The organism is Flagellimonas marina, from assembly GCF_042651185.1.
Classification (GTDB): Bacteria; Bacteroidota; Bacteroidia; order Flavobacteriales; family Flavobacteriaceae; genus Flagellimonas; species Flagellimonas marina.
In genome coordinates this window covers 565,922-581,800 of record NZ_JBHSCL010000007.1, presented here as the reverse complement: position 1 = coordinate 581,800, position 15,879 = coordinate 565,922, and the positions used below count along the sequence as shown (strand labels likewise).

The window sequence follows — 15,879 nt, the reverse complement described above, 5'->3', positions numbered from 1 at the left end:
TTTTTGTTCACACAGAGAAAAACATCATGCTAGATTACCTGCTTTTTTAACGATAAATAATATTATCTCCTTTTTTACAGATATTTTAATTTATCTGCTTTTTTACAGATATTTTTGGTTATCTGCTAATAAACAGATATTTTTACAAAAAATACTAGCAAAATGGTTGCCATACTTACGGGGGACATTAAAAACTCCATGGAGCACAAAACTACCAAATGGCTTCCTATGCTAAAACAAGCCCTAAATAAATATGGTGCTGAGCCAAAGGAGTGGGAGATTTATCGAGGGGATAGTTTTCAATTGCAGACCACTCCGAAAAAAGCCCTGGAAGCATCCATATACATTAAGGCATGCCTTAAACAAATACGCCAATTGGATGTGCGTATAGCCATAGGATTGGGCACAAAAACCTACAATGGGCACAAAATAACCGAATCCAATGGTGAGGCCTTCGTAAATTCAGGAAAGTGTTTTGAAAATCTCAAAAAACAAAATCTTGCACTAAAATCACCAAACAACACCTTTAATCAACATATAAACCTATTATTGGAACTGGCACTTCTGACCATGGACAATTGGACGCCCGCCATTTCCAAAACAGTGAAAAGTGCCATCGAAAACCCAGCTATGAACCAAAAAGAGCTGGCAGCGATTCTTGGTAAATCGCAGGGAAACATCAGCGAGGAATTAAACAAGGCCGGTTTCGACGAAGTCCAAAAGATGATTCAATTCTACCAATCCCAACTCTCCCAACTATGATACTCGCACTTAAACTTATCTTGGCGCATTTTATTGGCGATTTTGTACTCCAACCCGCGCATTGGGTAGAGGGTAAACTCCAAAACAAATGGAGATCCAAATACCTCTATTGGCATATTTCGGTACACTTATTGGCCCTGCTGCTCATCCTTCAATTTCAACATTTAGGTGCCGTGGCCATCATTATTGTTTCCCATTTCCTCATTGATTTGGGTAAACTCAGTCTCACCAACCCAAAAAATTACCGTTGGCTTTTTGTAGTGGACCAAGTCCTTCATATCCTTGTCATTGGCGCCATGGTCTACTGGATTTCCCCTTTTGAAATTGATTTCAGTTTATTATTTGGGGAGAAGACACTGATTCTCATTACCTTTTTGGTATTTGTAACCTACGTGTGTGGGATTTTAATGCGAATGTTATTAGCTCCCTATATTGATGAAATCGCCAAAGACGATGAATCCACAGAAGGGGGTTCCCTCAAAAATGCCGGCACTTATATTGGTATGCTGGAGCGACTTTTTGTTTTTGGGTTTATTTTAATTCAACAATGGGCAGCCATTGGATTGTTGATTGCCGCCAAGTCCGTTTTCCGGTTTGGAGATCTTAACAAAGGGAAAAACCGTAAACTCACCGAGTATGTGCTCATTGGTACACTTCTGAGTTTCGGATTCGCCATTCTATCCGGAATTGCTTATAGTTATTTAACGACCCTTATCTAAATAAAAAACAGGCCCTTTGGGCCTGCTTCTAATTAAAACACCAATTTGAACTATACTCCAACCTCTTGGTTCCAAATTCCCGTGGCGGCAGTTTCCGCTACATATTCTGAAAAATCCTTGGGTTTTCTTCCCAACACCTTTTCAATATCATGGGTAATGACCTCATTTGCCTTGTTCCCCAAAACTTCAGAAAATAGGTAATTAATCAACCACACATAATCTGAAGGCACACCGAAATCCCCCATCATCTTGGTATATGCTGGAAGTGATATGGGCATAAATGTGATGTCACGTCCAGAAGCTTGTGCAATCTCATTCACTACTTCTGGAAAAGTTAAGAAGCGGGGACCTGTCAATTCATAGATTTTCCCATTGTGATTATCGTTCATCAATACTTCTACCACTACATCGGCAATGTCATTGGTGTCAACATAAGGAACCTTGGCCTCAGCTTGGGGCAAGGCTACTTGTCCAGCCAAAATCGGGTCCAAGAAGAAGCTTTCACTAAAATTCTGATTAAACCAACTTGCTCGCACAATTGTGTGATCAATTCCAGAATTGATGACCACCTGCTCACACAGTTCGGCCTCTCGTTCTCCTTTTCCTGACAACAGCACTACTTTTCTTATTTGTTTCTGTTTTGCAACTTTTACAAATCCTTCAATAGCTTCCAAAGCCCCAGGCACCGCCAAATCGGGTTGAAAGGTAATGTATACCCTGTCCATACCTTCGAGTGCATCTGCCCAGGTTTTCGTGTTTTCCCAATCAAACGATGGAGTTTCACTACGTGAACCAATCCGGACATTCTGATTCAATTGAGCCAATCGCTCAACAACTTTACGTCCTGTTTTTCCTTTTCCACCGAGTACTAAATAATTTGCTTTCATGATTTTCTTGTTTTTGTTATTAGACTATTTTATTTTGAATTGATTGTTTTCTGACTGTTTGACTTTACCCTGAAACTCCAGAACAGCACCGCAGTCAGCAGAAACTCCACAGCGATCAACCAAAAGCTTGGCGCAGTGAAAAAACTATGGTAGGTTTCGCCATAGGGAGCCATCATATACGGAACCGTAATAAGTGCATCCATCAGGGCGCTGGTCAGAAAAAGTATGGTTCCTACCATCATTCCATGGGTTGTAGCATCCTTTGTATAGTAAAACCACGAACCCATCCAAACTATGGGAACCACGGCCAGTGAGAGTACCAGATTAGCCTGAAAATCCAAATCGTCCATAATCGGCATGAAATAGGACAATAGAAAAATGCTCACGCCCAAAATCCAAATGATAAGTCCGATGAATACAGCTCTAAAGAATTTCATTTTGTTTTTGTTTTAGGATTACAGGACAAAATTGCATCAAGCTCACTAGGTCTATTTGTTTGAAAAGCAGTAAGATTTGTTTGAAAAGGATAACTTTGGGGAATGGCCTTCCCCTTAACCAACAAACGCAGATGGCGGATACTCCGGTTCTATTGCATTGGCTGGACCCTTGCCTTTGTATTTTTGAGTATTGTCCGGGGGGTTGGCACTACTGAAATGGGCAGTCTTAAGTTTGACACAACCTCCAGCCTATTGATTTCAGTAACCTTGGGACCTATAATGGGATTGATTTCAGGCATTGGCCAAATCCTCACTGAAGAACGGGTGCAACAATACCGTTCCTTGATTTCCCTACTCATCTTTCGGTTCATCTATGGCGTCGTATTCTTGGCCCTTTTGATTTTGGGGGCGTATGCAGTGTACCAGCTTTACTTTGGAACTACTTTAGACCTAGTGGCTTTTGCCATTGATGATGGCAGTGCTGCCATTTATTTTTATGTGCTTTCAGTAGATGTTTTTTTGACCCTTTTACGACAAATCAATTTGATGTTGGGAGAAGGCAACCTCAGAAAATTAATGCAAGGGAAATTTTATACACCGCGGGAAGAAGAACGCATTTTCATGTTTTTAGACCTTAGTTCTTCCACTCAACTTGCGGAACAATTGGGGCATTTGAACTATAGTTTACTGATTCAGGATTGTTTTAACGACCTTGGAAATGCCCTCGCAAACAACTCCGCTGAAATCTATCAATATGTTGGGGATGAAGCTGTACTCACTTGGACTTTGAAAAACGGACTGAAAAATGACAGTTGCCTCAAAGCGTTTTATGACTTCAAGTCAACTCTGGAGAAAAAGCGGGGATATTATGAAAAAAAGTATGGCGTACTCCCTTTTTTCAAAGCAGGAATGCATACTGGAATGGTCACTGTTACCGAAGTCGGGAAATATAAAAAAGAAATTGCGTATCACGGCGATACCTTGAACACAGCAGCCCGAATTCAAGAACAATGCAATAGTTTGGGTAGCGAATTGTTGATATCCGAAACGCTTGTCAACCTTTTCAATTCAAGTACATATTCCTTTGCTGCATTAGGTAGTATTTCCCTAAAGGGAAAAGAAGAAAAAGTGGTTCTTTTTGCCGTTTCACAAATTTAGAGCGATTATTGCCGTATCTCGCTGGGACGAAACCCAAATTTTTTGGCAAAGGCATTGGAAAAAGAACTTAAGCTATCATAGCCTACCTGCCAAGCCGCCTCCTGTACTGTAGCATCATGCTTTCGGAGTAGTTCATGGGCCTTGTTCATCCGTTCGTTTTGAAGGTATTTGAATACTGGAACCCCAAAGACCTCCTTAAAATTCTTTTTCAATTTAAAACTATTGAGGCCTATCTGCCTGGACAATTCTGTCAGTGATGGCGGGTTGTCCAATTGATTGGAAAGAATTTCCTTGGCCTGAAACAACTTCTCCCGCTCTGATGCCTTGATGCTCTCTCTGTCCATAGTGGCCAACTGGCCAAAAAAATGGGAAAGTAATGCGGTCATCTGACTACGGAAGAACATCATTTTGGTCTTGCCTTCATATGAGTTATAAAAAATCTGTCCTACTATGCTTTGCATTTCAGGAGTCATAAAGAATTGTGGCCCTTCTACATAATGGTCTGACGGATTCACCAACTGATTGAGCATTTCAGAAAACAATTCACCCTCTTCATTGGGCAACTTTGCCAAATTACGGGGCGAAGTTGCGATTACAATACATTCCAAAGGCTTGCCTGAAGTCACCGTATGCTCAAACACCACTTTTTCATCCGCATAAAAAGAGAGTGCCAACCCCTTAGTGTATTGAAAATCCTTCTGGGTGGTTCCATATTTTACCGATAAATCCACATTGCCCGAGCCATAGAAAGCCACAGCGATAACAGGTTCATCAAACAGACACGCGTCTTTTGTGGGCACATCGGCCTTGGCTTCTTCTACTAAAATGGTAAAATCGTTGATATCTATGATGTCCCGGGTCATAACTCAAAGTTAGCCAGAAAGTTTGGATTCCTTAAAAACAAAAGGCCACCTTAAAAGGAGGCCCTATTGAATTTGACAACATTTCTATCACTAAAAAAAATTGTTCTCTTGTAAAACTTGCATACTCTGCAATGTATTATTTACGGCCAAGGTCATGGATTTGGCAGAAATAGTGGCCCCAGAAATGGCATCGATATCCTCACCGTAGATTAGACTTTCCCCTGCTTTTTTACCGATAAACTGTTTTAGCCATCGCTGACTGCCCACTTGACGTCCGTAATCTTCACGGTAAATTAAGATTTTGGATTTTTTAATGCTCAAATCTGGATTAAAGAGCACCACATAATCGAAAACATTTTTCATACTTGGCGCTTCTCCCAAGTACAAATAACCCAAAGAATTACCCCCTTGCAGAATATTAAAAAGGTTTTCACCTCCCATTTCCACAGGTGTTTTTTTGTTCAAATCAGCATGTACTGCAAGCTGTTCCAAAGTAAACTCCTGTACCCCAAAAGTAGTCTGTACGGCATTGTCTATTTTTTCCTGAAGTTTAGCTGGAATCTTCTGGGTGCCAAAACCAAAGAGGGAAAGGGCCGTAAAAATTACGGCCAAACTGAAAACCTTAAACTTACTTCCCCTCTGCATTTTTAGATGCTTTTTTATCTACAATAAATGTTTGTATCAATTGTGATATTTTGTCTTGACCCGCGTTGACTTCTTCCAAATTGTAGAAGTGCATAAAAAGCGGCGTGTTATCCACTTGCTTGAGCAAGGTCAAGTCTGTGCTTCTATCATAAACTTGGTCCCAAGATGCTCGTGCCTTAGCCCAGAAGTCCTTGTGCTGATTCCACCAGTCTTGGGCTATTTTGCATTTTTCATCTGCAACTTTGGTATAAATGTTCATCCCTTTTTCTTGGGCCAACAATACATCTGGCTCCCCTTCTTTACGAATGATTTTATCGTTATCCTGCTCATGTACCCAACCGTATGAAGTAATTTCTTGACGATTGCCCCTTTTCATGACATTGTAATCGCTGCGTTTGGAATATTCCCGTCTAGGAAGTGGGGAATCGGTATCATTTTCCCAGAAATGTTTACCATCAAAATGCACCCAAGTAGCCGATCCGGAATATCTAGGACTATCATCCACTTGATATACTTTTTGGGTCCACTGCCCTTTTACTGCATCGGCAGGGAGCTTGTGAAAAGTCCAATTATTGTCCTTGTCATAATAAAAAACATCTTGATTTTCGTACAACCAATCCTGCCTCCAGTGTTTGATCACCACGGTATCATGAACAACCAACAAATGCTGCAACGAAATTTTGTTCTCTTCATCTACAATGGGAATGGCCAACTCCAAAGCCTTGGCCGTGTAATCCAGTTTTTTTTCATAGTCGATTTCAGGTGCAAAAGTCTCTGTGTACTTGAATGTGATTTCAAAACAACCGCACATCTCCTTTATGGCATTACGGTCCAATTCCTTTTTCTCTTGGGCTTGCATTGCCAATGTCACTGCAAGGGCAAGTGTGGTAAAAATGATTGATTTCTTCATGGTGTTATTTAGTTAAACTGCTCTAAAACTGATTTGACAAAAATATTAATATTATTTAGACTGAATTAAAATAACTTATATATTTGCGACAAATCTAACTAGAATGAGTCTAAATAAAAATAAGTTTCTCATTTATTTTTCATTTTTTTTCTGCGCTTTAGCACTTGCACAAGAATCTGAAACGGTGGAACAAGACTCAATGGCCATGCAGCAATTGGAAGAAGTGGTGCTCACGGGCCAAATCAACAAACAGAGTGTGGACAAATCGGTTTTTGAGGTAAAAGTGATTCCACGAGAAACCATGGACCGCTTGGCCGGCAATACCTTGGCAGATGTCCTTAACCAATCCCTCAACATAAGTATTCAACCCAATCCTTCCACGGGAAAGAGCAGTGTAGAGCTGTTCGGATTGGATGGCCAATACTTTAAAGTTCTGGTAGACAATATTCCCTTGATCAACGATGAAGGGTTTGGAAACAATGCCGATCTCACCCAAATAAATTTGGATGACATTGAGCAAGTAGAGATTGTGGAAGGTTCCATGGGTGTACAATATGGCTCTAATGCGGTTTCTGGCATCATTAATATCATTACCCGAAAAGATTCAGAATACCAATGGGAAATCACCCCGTATCTACAGGAAGAGACCATTGGAAATGAATTTAGTTTTTTTGATCAGGGAAGGCATATTCAATCTCTTTCGGTTGGACATCGCTTTTCAGATAAATGGTATGTCAACGGAAATGTTTCCCACAATAATTTTACGGGCCATTACAACCATCGTGAAGGCGAATTTCATCCCTTGAACGATGGTCTCAGAGGGTACGAATGGCTTCCAAAGACACAATACTCGGGTAAAGGGCTGGTGAATTATTCCGGAAAAAACTTTAGGTCGTTTTACCGCATGGAGTATTTCAATGAACGTGTACAGCGGTATGATTCAGTGGTTCGGGAAAACTATAATCCTTCTACCCAAACCAGCAACCCCACTGCTACCGATGCCGAATTCACTTCTCAAAGAATCTTTAACCACTTTAATATCGCCGGAAAGTTTTTGCAAGCCATTACCTATGACATTTCGGCATCGTATCAACAACAGAAAAGAGATGTGGAGCAGTATAACTTCCGCATAAATACTAGAGAAAAATTTGATGTGGATTCCCAAGAATATGAGTCCAGAAAAGGCATTTATTCGAGGGGAACTTTCAATGATTTTTTTCAATCGGAGAAAGTAGGCCTACAATTGGGCTACGAACTGAGTAACATCAAAGGGTATTCCTCCCCTTTGGCGGGTACGTTCAGCGGTAACAGCATAGACCGCAGATTGGAAGCATATGATGCGTTTGCAACAGCAGAAATTGAACTGGGCCAACGATTCTCATTTAGACCGGGCACACGGGCCATGTTCTCCTCACAATTTAAAACACAGATGGCCCACTCCCTGAGTGCCAAGTATGCTTTTGACAATGGGTATCAGCTCCGGGCCGTGTTGGGAACATCGCCACGAAATCCCAATTTTGACGAACTGTTCACCTATTTTGTAGACGTTAACCATGATGTTCGTGGGAACACCAATTTAAGTCCAGAGCGAGGCATATCATCCTTTCTTCACCTTAAAAAGAACTTTTTCCCAGAAGACCTTGCTTGGCGTCTAAGCTCTAAAGTTTCAGCATGGTACCTCAATGTGGATAACCGTATTGAGCTAACCATAGTCAATCCAAGTCCATTGGCTTTTCAATACAACAATATTGATGAATATCGCAACTGGGGTGCTTCCTTTACCAACAAATTGGTCCATGGCAACCTTCAATTTGATTTAGGCCTATCCTTCTCTGGGGAGAGCAAAGTGCTTAACAGTGAAGAGTCCTTCAACGATGATTATCTCTATGCCCTTCAGGTCAGTTCGAATATCGGGTATCAAATTCCAAAAATCAACACCACCCTTTCCCTATTCTTTAAGTACAATGGTCCAGAATATCAGTTTGTCTTGGACACCAACCAAGAAGACCCCAGTTTTATTCGGTCTAAAAGGGACGGCTACGGCTGGATGGACGGTTCTATCCGAAAAACATTTATGGACAACAAACTGCACCTCACTTTAGGGGCCAGAAACCTATTGGATATCACTAGAATCAACACCTCGACCGTATCCAGTGGCGGCGTGCACTCGTCACCCAACAATGGCCTGCTGCTGGGCTATGGCAGGTCTTTTTTTGTAAAGCTTTTATATAACCTAAATATTTAATCCTAAAACCAATTTCATGAAAAATTATGTTCTATATGTACTATCGCTGGCCTTTTTGTTGATGGGCACCAGTTGCAGTGACGATGACGGCGGTGGCAATACCCCACAGGAATTTGTGGTTGCTTTTCAAAATCCGTCATTGAGTTTCGATGCGGTTGATACCGAAAAAGAAATCAATCTGGTATTCTCTACCACAGCGCCCGAAGATGGTTCTGTTACAATCGCATACACCACTGAAAATGCAGTATATGATACAGATTTCACCACGGAACCTACTGGTATTTCAGGTGAATTGACCATAAATTTTACCGGTGGTTCCACAGGAACATCGTTTACTTTCAATAAACTCCAAGATGCTATTGAAGGTATTGCCAAGTCCGTTAGTTTTACAATATCTGCGGTAAGTGTTGCGGATGCCACTATTCAAGGGAACACCCAGTTGGCCGTTAGCTTTACCGAAACAGCCGCACCATCAGGTACCACCTCACCAGAAGTGGGTGGTCCAAATCAAGATAACCAAGTGTACGTGGATTTGAGCTCCCTTACCGAAACCACAGCCATTCGGGATAGCTGGGACCTTGCGTTCTATAGCGGTGATGCCTACAGGGTAAAAATCAATGGTTCCATTTTTATGGCAGTGGCCGCATTGGAGAGTACAGATATTGATGCTGTTACTCCTGCTGATGTGGAAACGTTACAACCTCAAGTGGCCGTCGGCACCTTCGATGCTGCAAACATGGCCTACGTGGATGATGTAACTGGCAATTTGGAAGGCACCGCCATTGCAGCTATTTCTGAGACTGATGCAGATAACCCTGTGTATTTGGTAAACCTTGGATTTGAAGTGGGCACCGAAGATCCTGAGGCAGGGGCCGTTGCCGTAAGTGGTGACCCAAGGGGTTGGAAAAAAATCCGAATCTTGCGCGATGGTGATGACTATGTGTTGCAATATGCTGACTTGGATGCGACCGAACACGAAGAAGTGACTATTTCCAAAACATCAGGATATCATTTCACCTTTTTCAGTTTTGATACCGAAGAAACTGTGGATGTTCAACCGGCAGCGGACCGATGGGATATCAATTTTACCGTATTTACCAATGAAATAGAGGGCTTTGGCTCCTATGGCTATTCAGACTTCATCACAACCAATATACTAAGTGGTGCAACCGCTTATTGGGTTGAAACTTCTTCAACTGCTTATGCCGACTTTACTTTGGCGAATGTGGATGAAGAATTGTTCCAAAACGACCAACGCGGCATTGGAAGCAACTGGAGAAACGGAGGAGGCCCAGGTACATTGCCTTCTTTAAAAGATGATGTGTTTTTTGTACTAAAAGACACGGATGGCAACGTATACAAAATCAGGTTTACGGCTTTGACCAATGAAAGTGGGGTTCGAGGCTATCCAGCCTTTGAGTTCGCACTTTTATAACTAAATATTCGGAAACTCATTGTTACCCATAGCACCTTTTGTTATCGACCCTTGTGGTTAATTTTGAGTTAGTTTGTGTGAAAACCGGGGCCAATGTCCCGGTTTTTTAGTTTCATACCACTAAATCCTTTTAAGGCAGCAAATAAATGGATAGCGTTAACCCAAACTCCTGCCCTACGATATCTTTATAAAAAATAGTAACTTGATGGATGACATGGGCGTAATCGCAACAAATAAACGGGAATTAAAATTCTATTACAACTCCGCTTCCGCTATAGGCAAGCAAGCATTGGGTTATGTAAAAGCATCCAATAAAAAAGTGCTGGAGATTGATGTGGCCAAGACCAAAGTTACCGCTACACAATGGTCCGAGTTGGCTGATTTGTTGAACATCCCCATTAAAGATGTCATCAATACGGAGCACCCCGATTTTGTATCAAAATATGGGGAGAACCCAGATATTCCCGATGAGAACGATTGGCTCCATATTTTGGAGAAAAATCCACACGTATTCCAAAATCCCATTGTGGTAAACGGTGACAAGGCCATACGTATTGAAACACCATCTGATATTGCCCAAATGCTGGACGGAGAAGAACAATAGTCAACACATGCGTAAACCAATAATGGCTGAACAGAAATCTATTAAAAAAAGGAAAGTGGCCCTCTGGGCCATTTTTATCATAGTAGTACTTGGGGTCGCTGCCCAATTGCTGTTCACCAACAAGGTAAAGTCTGCCCTCGCCAAAGATGTACCCGCACACATACATCTGGAATATGGCTCGTTGGGCACCAACGTGTTATTGGGCAGTATCACCTTGGATAGCATCAGTTTTGACCATAAAGAACAGCTGTTCAATGTTCAGGCGAAGCAAGTTAAAGTTTCTGGTTTAGGCTATTGGGCCCTACTCACCAAAGGGAACATTTCTATTTCTGATTTGAGTTTGGACGAGCCCGTAATGGTCCTCCAGAATAAAAAAAGGGATTCCATCAAAACCCCATCAAACTCCTCTAAAAAGAAAGATTCAACTCGTATAAAAATTGAAAACTTTAGCATCAACAAGGGGCAGTTGGAGGTGCTGGCAAACCAAACAGATAGCATGCAGTTGTCCATCCAAGACCTTAATTTCTCCGTAAGCGAAATTCGTTTCGACCCAGAAACCGCCCAAAACAAAATTCCGTTTACCTACAATTCGTATGAACTGAGCACCCAAAAGCTGTATTATGATATGGGGCCCTACGAATTTTTGCAGCTTGATGCATTACAGTTTAGGCCAGAGGAAAGCCATATCACCAATTTTGTACTTCGGTCCAAATACAGTCGGGACGAATTGTCCAAAAAACTGCTGAAAGAGCGTGATCATTTTGACCTTGCCATCCACACCATTACCCTGAATCAGTTTCAATTTGGGTATACGACTGAAGAACCTCAGCTTCACATCCAAGAAATCACCCTGCAAGAACCTTATTTTCAAGTATACCGGGATAAACTCCTCCCTGACGACACCTCGCATAAAAAACTGTACAACCAAGCCCTACGGGATTTACCCCTAAATCTTCAGGTGGACACTATTGCCATTCAAAACGGCACGCTCACCTACGAGGAACGTTTGGAGTACGATGTAGACCCGCACAGTCTTCGTTTCACGGAACTTTCGGCCCACATCAACAATCTACACAGCAAAAATGAAGGTAAAGTTCACGTGAACACCGAGGCGCAACTCATGGGTGACGGTCATTTTACATTGGATTGGTCTTTTGACCCCCAGAGCAAGGCCAACAACTTTTTGGCATCGGGAACCCTTTCCGATTTTGAGACCGAATCCATCAACCCCTTCCTAAAAACCAATCTCCGGGCCGAGGTAACCGGAACCGTGAACCAAATGTACTTTACCATCAGTGGGAATGAGGTAAAAGCCAGCGGGGATATGAAAATGAACTACGACCATTTTGAGTTTGTGGTATTGAAAAAGGACCGTTTGGGCGTGAACAAACTGCTGACCGCTGTGGTGAACATCTTCGCCCGAAAAAACTCCGACACCGACCCCGAAGGCTATCGCTACGGATATTTTGAGGTGGAACGCAACACGGACAAATCCTTCTTTAATTATTTGTGGATCAACCTAAAAGCCGGACTGTTGCATACGGTGACCGGAAGTGGTAAAAAGAAAAATAACTGAGTATGGCCGCACAACGCAAACGCATGTACAAGAGAAAACGCTTTCTGGTTCCGGCCATCATCATTATATTGTTGGTGGCGTTTCGGTTGGTGCTGCCCTATATTGTAAAAAATTATGTGAACAAGGTCCTGGCCGATATTCCCGGGTATTACGGTCAGGTGGAGGATATTGACCTTTCCCTGATTACTGGGGCCTATACCATAGACCAACTGTATTTGAACAAGGTGAATGCCGATACGGAGATTCCCTTTCTTAATTTTGAACAGACGAACATTTCCATTGAGTGGAAGTCGCTTTTCAAGGGCAAGATTGTGAGCGAAATTAACATGACACGCCCCTCGCTCATTTATGTGTTCGAGGACCAACAAAAGGAATCTGAAGAGGATGCCGATATTGACGATTGGACCAAGGCGTTGACGGATTTGGTGCCCATTGACATCAATAAACTGGAAATCCATGACGGAAAAGTGGCTTTTGTGCAGCTCACCGCCGACCCCAATATTGACCTTCACCTCAACCAAATAGAACTCTACGCCACCAACCTGCGCAATGTGGAACGCACTGGCGAGCGACTCCCCTCCGACCTCGTGGCCGATGCCGTCTCCATTGGTGAAGGAAACCTGCATTTGGAAGGCCAAATGGACTTGGTAAAGCAAATCCCCGATATGGATTTGGCCCTCTCCCTGGAAAACGCCAACGCTACCGCCCTCAATGATTTTACGGACCACTACGCGGGCATTGATTTTGACGAGGGCGAGTTTAATTTCTATGGCGAAATGGTCATTGCCGATGGCTATCTACAAGGTTCCCTAAAACCCATTATTAAAAATGCCAAATTGATTGGCAAGGAAGACGCCTTTTTGGAAACATTGTGGGAGGGCTTTGTGGGCTTCTTTAAGTTTGTGCTGAAGAACCACAAAGAAAACACCCTCGCCACCAAAGTACCCATTGAAGGTGACCTTAACGATGTAAAGACCAAGACTTGGCCCACCGTGCTCAATATCTTTAAAAATGGATGGATAGAAGCGTTTAAAAATATGGTGGATGACGACATTGACTTCAAGGACGTACAGAAAACGGCTAACAAAAAAAGCTAAAGCTTTAGACGTAAGATGTCAGACTTTAGATATCAGATGTCAGAACTAAGACATCAGGCCACTGAACCACTGAATACTGACTTCTGATATCTGACCACTGCCTACTGTTCATTGCTCATTGCTCATTGCTCATTGTAAATTGTAGATTTCCCCCAGTTTTTTTATGGTTTTTACACAATGGCAATTAGCTGAAATTCGGTACTTTAACACTTCGAAACTTCCCTCCCTCAAGTCTTAGTGGACCATCCTTTATTTAAATAAAGAGGACTTATGGTATCGGTTACGCTCCTTTTTGGGTGTATATGAACCTATCTTATGCTGTTATAAACAAGTTGTGCTTAATTATAAAAAAACTCTATGAAGAATATTTTCCCTGGATATAGCAAGAAAACAGAAGCTGAAATAAAAGAAATTTGGGAAAAAGGAACAATATTGTTTGATGCAAATGTTTTGTTGAATTTGTATAGATATTCAAATGAAACAAGAAAAACGATAATTGATTTAATTACCAAATTTAAAGATAAAATTTGGTTGCCTCATCAATCGGCTTTGGAATACAACCGTAATCGATATGAAGTTATTGCAGACCAAGAAAAAGCGTACAAAGAATTTACTGATAAAATAAAGCAAATTCAAAAGGACTTACAGTCGACCAGCAAACCACCATTTTTATCTGAAAAAGTACACAAGGATTTAAATAAAGTTTTTGAAAAAGTTAATTCCGAAGTTGAAGAAAGTATTGACAAATATTGCGATTATTTAAAGTCCGACCCAATTTATGATGAACTATCAATTCTTTTTGAAAAGAAAATTTCAGAGCCTTATGATGACAAAAAGTTAGAAGAGCTTTATAAAGAAGGACAGGAAAGATTTGATAAAAAAATACCACCCGGATACGAAGATGAAAAAAATAAAGAAGGCAATAGAAAATATGGCGACTTTATTCTCTGGTGTCAAGTTATTGATAAGGCAAAAGACACCAAAGCACCAATAATTTTTATCACAGACGAAAGAAAAAAAGATTGGTGGTGGAAAATTAAAGATGGACGTAATATGGGTCCAAGGCAAGAATTAACTGCCGAAATTAGCGAAAAGGCAAATGTTGATTTTCATATGTATTCCTCTGAACGCTTTCTGTCTTATGGTCAAAACTTTTTAGAAGAACAGGTCAATCAAGAAGCTTTAAAAGAAATTAAGGCAATGAAATTAGCTGAAATTGAACATTCGCGAATGCTGAAAAGGAGAACCGAAAGAGAAATAAGGAGAAGGTTAAGAGAAAAGGAAAGGTATGAGTTCCTAAGACAAAGAAAGAATGAGCTAAAAGAAAATATTTTTCAAATTGACAAGCAACAAAATTCATTAATGAGAGAAGGAATAGATAATAGTGATATACAAGAATATATCCATAGTTTAAGTATTCAAAAAGCAGAAATGGACAATGAGTTGAACGAAATTAATGAAAGGTTAGAACGTTTATCCAATGATAGATTTGAAAATAGTCATCTAAGACATAGAATTCCGCCAACAGAATATTTCAAAAAAATTATCGAGAATAGAGAAAAAGATAGTGACGAAAATAACTAAGCACAACATTGGCTATAAGTAATTGCTTGTTCTCGCCTACTTTGGCAATTCTTGCGGAATTTCCTACTTGGTGTGTACTTGCAAAGTTCAGTACTAACCAGCACAATTACTCCTAACCGGGGCGGTTATGCAAAATTTAAAATCAACTCATGAAAAAAACAATCATTCTCCTTCTCGTTTTAACTTGTTTAATCCCTCAAAACACAAAAGCTCAAAACGATGGTGTTGCCATTGCGGCAGCGGCAGGTGGCCTGTTAGCAATAGGAGCAGGCATAGCTGCTGTTGAGCAAATGAAAGAACAGGCTGAATTGACCGCTACAGAATGGCTCTTAACCAATCACCCTGAATACAATAAGTTTTCATTAAAAACACTTGATTTTGATGGAAAAAAGGTCAAGGATATGTCGGCGACTTCGGTAATTACTTTTAAAATAAGAGAATTTGAAATTAAGGATGATGAACCTGAACTTGGAAAAAAAGTCGTCTTATTTGGCTTTACTAGTTTTGGATGGATCAATGAATATGGAATTGACTTTAACAAAGTTAAATGGTTTATGATTGATAGCGAAGAATGGTTGAACATGATGACCTCTTACACAAAAGTGGCTTCTGCAGTAGCAGATGAAGGAACTATTCGCACATCCTTATTGAATGGCAAAGTTGTGAATAGGGGTGTAAAAGCCAATAAAGGGGAGAATATTGATTTTTATAAAATTGATGGAGACATGTATTTAGTCACCGATTACTCACCTGATATGAAATTCATCTATAATGAACGTTCTTTGGGTATTTATTTAAAAGAAACCATGAATCTCATTCAAATTGGAAGGGGGGACTTGATTAAGATTCATGAATTCTTTTTTGATGAATGAACTTTTGTACAAATTTTTAAAACACATTCCCCTCCACTTTAATCTTCTTTTACCCTCATAGTCATTTCGAACTGACTGAAAGGAA

15 protein-coding genes are annotated in these 15,879 nt (G+C 40.9%); 10 read left to right on the top strand and 5 right to left on the bottom strand.

The genetic code is table 11. From position 1 onward, the window contains the following. Positions 1 to 162 precede the first annotated feature (162 nt). Both ACFOWS_RS13765 and ACFOWS_RS13760 read left to right on the top strand, forming a co-directional pair. Positions 163 to 762, top strand: coding sequence for a transcriptional regulator (locus ACFOWS_RS13765; RefSeq protein ID WP_379765541.1), 600 nt, complete (start codon positions 163 to 165; stop codon positions 760 to 762). Then, a complete protein-coding gene (locus ACFOWS_RS13760; RefSeq protein ID WP_379765538.1) occupies positions 759 to 1,481 on the top strand; it encodes a DUF3307 domain-containing protein in 723 nt (240 codons plus the stop codon). The genes ACFOWS_RS13765 and ACFOWS_RS13760 overlap by 4 nt, the downstream gene beginning before the upstream one ends. 50 nt (positions 1,482 to 1,531) lie before the next feature. On the opposite strand, the gene ACFOWS_RS13755 is transcribed toward ACFOWS_RS13760, so the two are convergent. Beyond that, positions 1,532 to 2,368: an NAD(P)H-binding protein gene (locus ACFOWS_RS13755; RefSeq protein ID WP_379765535.1), complete on the bottom strand. Its 837-nt coding sequence runs from the start codon at positions 2,366 to 2,368 to the stop codon at positions 1,532 to 1,534. 29 nt (positions 2,369 to 2,397) lie between these two features. Further along, on the bottom strand, positions 2,398 to 2,805 hold the full coding sequence (locus ACFOWS_RS13750; RefSeq protein ID WP_379765532.1) for a DUF5367 family protein: 408 nt from the start codon (positions 2,803 to 2,805) through the stop codon (positions 2,398 to 2,400). A gap of 102 nt (positions 2,806 to 2,907) precedes the next feature. On the opposite strand from ACFOWS_RS13750, the gene ACFOWS_RS13745 reads away from it, so the two are divergent. Further along, entirely contained in the window at positions 2,908 to 3,963 is a 1,056-nt protein-coding gene (locus ACFOWS_RS13745; protein WP_379765529.1) for an adenylate/guanylate cyclase domain-containing protein, read from the top strand. 5 nt (positions 3,964 to 3,968) lie between these two features. Here the strand turns inward: ACFOWS_RS13745 and ACFOWS_RS13740 are convergent, their stop codons facing one another. From ACFOWS_RS13740 to ACFOWS_RS13730, 3 genes are all read right to left on the bottom strand, one after another. Further along, complete coding sequence (locus tag ACFOWS_RS13740; protein ID WP_379765526.1) at positions 3,969 to 4,826, bottom strand: helix-turn-helix domain-containing protein; 858 nt, start codon at positions 4,824 to 4,826, stop codon at positions 3,969 to 3,971. A gap of 90 nt (positions 4,827 to 4,916) precedes the next feature. Continuing rightward, positions 4,917 to 5,471, bottom strand: coding sequence for an FMN-binding protein (locus ACFOWS_RS13735; protein ID WP_379765523.1), 555 nt, complete (start codon positions 5,469 to 5,471; stop codon positions 4,917 to 4,919). Continuing rightward, the gene (locus tag ACFOWS_RS13730; protein WP_379765521.1) at positions 5,455 to 6,381 is read right to left on the bottom strand and encodes a DUF6607 family protein; all 927 of its coding nucleotides are present in this window, start codon (positions 6,379 to 6,381) and stop codon (positions 5,455 to 5,457) included. The genes ACFOWS_RS13735 and ACFOWS_RS13730 overlap by 17 nt, the downstream gene beginning before the upstream one ends. A gap of 103 nt (positions 6,382 to 6,484) precedes the next feature. On the opposite strand from ACFOWS_RS13730, the gene ACFOWS_RS13725 reads away from it, so the two are divergent. From ACFOWS_RS13725 to ACFOWS_RS13695, 7 genes are all read left to right on the top strand, one after another. Next, entirely contained in the window at positions 6,485 to 8,626 is a 2,142-nt protein-coding gene (locus tag ACFOWS_RS13725; RefSeq protein WP_379765518.1) for a TonB-dependent receptor plug domain-containing protein, read from the top strand. Between the two features lie 16 nt (positions 8,627 to 8,642). Beyond that, positions 8,643 to 10,061 (top strand): HmuY family protein, encoded by a 1,419-nt coding sequence (locus ACFOWS_RS13720; protein WP_379765515.1) that lies wholly within the window; start codon positions 8,643 to 8,645, stop codon positions 10,059 to 10,061. 205 nt (positions 10,062 to 10,266) lie between these two features. Then, complete coding sequence (locus ACFOWS_RS13715; protein ID WP_379765616.1) at positions 10,267 to 10,665, top strand: arsenate reductase family protein; 399 nt, start codon at positions 10,267 to 10,269, stop codon at positions 10,663 to 10,665. Positions 10,666 to 10,672: 7 nt separating this feature from the next. After that, complete coding sequence (locus ACFOWS_RS13710; protein ID WP_379765512.1) at positions 10,673 to 12,241, top strand: DUF748 domain-containing protein; 1,569 nt, start codon at positions 10,673 to 10,675, stop codon at positions 12,239 to 12,241. Positions 12,242 to 12,243: 2 nt separating this feature from the next. Next, positions 12,244 to 13,338: a DUF748 domain-containing protein gene (locus tag ACFOWS_RS13705; RefSeq protein WP_379765508.1), complete on the top strand. Its 1,095-nt coding sequence runs from the start codon at positions 12,244 to 12,246 to the stop codon at positions 13,336 to 13,338. A 357-nt stretch (positions 13,339 to 13,695) separates the two neighbouring features. Further along, positions 13,696 to 14,922: a PIN domain-containing protein gene (locus ACFOWS_RS13700; RefSeq protein WP_379765505.1), complete on the top strand. Its 1,227-nt coding sequence runs from the start codon at positions 13,696 to 13,698 to the stop codon at positions 14,920 to 14,922. A 149-nt stretch (positions 14,923 to 15,071) separates the two neighbouring features. Further along, positions 15,072 to 15,794, top strand: a complete 723-nt coding sequence (locus ACFOWS_RS13695; protein ID WP_379765502.1) for a hypothetical protein — start codon at positions 15,072 to 15,074, stop codon at positions 15,792 to 15,794. The last annotated feature ends 85 nt before the right edge of the window (positions 15,795 to 15,879 follow it).

Excerpts from the sequence above, each read along its gene's own strand:
- ACFOWS_RS13765 (WP_379765541.1), top strand. The coding sequence starts at position 163 with ATGGTTGCCATACTTACGGGGGACATTAAAAACTCCATGGAGCACAAA.
- ACFOWS_RS13760 (WP_379765538.1), top strand. The coding sequence starts at position 759 with ATGATACTCGCACTTAAACTTATCTTGGCGCATTTTATTGGCGATTTT.
- ACFOWS_RS13755 (WP_379765535.1), bottom strand. The coding sequence starts at position 2,368 with ATGAAAGCAAATTATTTAGTACTCGGTGGAAAAGGAAAAACAGGACGT.
- ACFOWS_RS13750 (WP_379765532.1), bottom strand. The coding sequence starts at position 2,805 with ATGAAATTCTTTAGAGCTGTATTCATCGGACTTATCATTTGGATTTTG.
- ACFOWS_RS13745 (WP_379765529.1), top strand. The coding sequence starts at position 2,908 with ATGGCCTTCCCCTTAACCAACAAACGCAGATGGCGGATACTCCGGTTC.
- ACFOWS_RS13740 (WP_379765526.1), bottom strand. The coding sequence starts at position 4,826 with ATGACCCGGGACATCATAGATATCAACGATTTTACCATTTTAGTAGAA.
- ACFOWS_RS13735 (WP_379765523.1), bottom strand. The coding sequence starts at position 5,471 with ATGCAGAGGGGAAGTAAGTTTAAGGTTTTCAGTTTGGCCGTAATTTTT.
- ACFOWS_RS13730 (WP_379765521.1), bottom strand. The coding sequence starts at position 6,381 with ATGAAGAAATCAATCATTTTTACCACACTTGCCCTTGCAGTGACATTG.
- ACFOWS_RS13725 (WP_379765518.1), top strand. The coding sequence starts at position 6,485 with ATGAGTCTAAATAAAAATAAGTTTCTCATTTATTTTTCATTTTTTTTC.
- ACFOWS_RS13720 (WP_379765515.1), top strand. The coding sequence starts at position 8,643 with ATGAAAAATTATGTTCTATATGTACTATCGCTGGCCTTTTTGTTGATG.
- ACFOWS_RS13715 (WP_379765616.1), top strand. The coding sequence starts at position 10,267 with ATGGATGACATGGGCGTAATCGCAACAAATAAACGGGAATTAAAATTC.
- ACFOWS_RS13710 (WP_379765512.1), top strand. The coding sequence starts at position 10,673 with ATGCGTAAACCAATAATGGCTGAACAGAAATCTATTAAAAAAAGGAAA.
- ACFOWS_RS13705 (WP_379765508.1), top strand. The coding sequence starts at position 12,244 with ATGGCCGCACAACGCAAACGCATGTACAAGAGAAAACGCTTTCTGGTT.
- ACFOWS_RS13700 (WP_379765505.1), top strand. The coding sequence starts at position 13,696 with ATGAAGAATATTTTCCCTGGATATAGCAAGAAAACAGAAGCTGAAATA.
- ACFOWS_RS13695 (WP_379765502.1), top strand. The coding sequence starts at position 15,072 with ATGAAAAAAACAATCATTCTCCTTCTCGTTTTAACTTGTTTAATCCCT.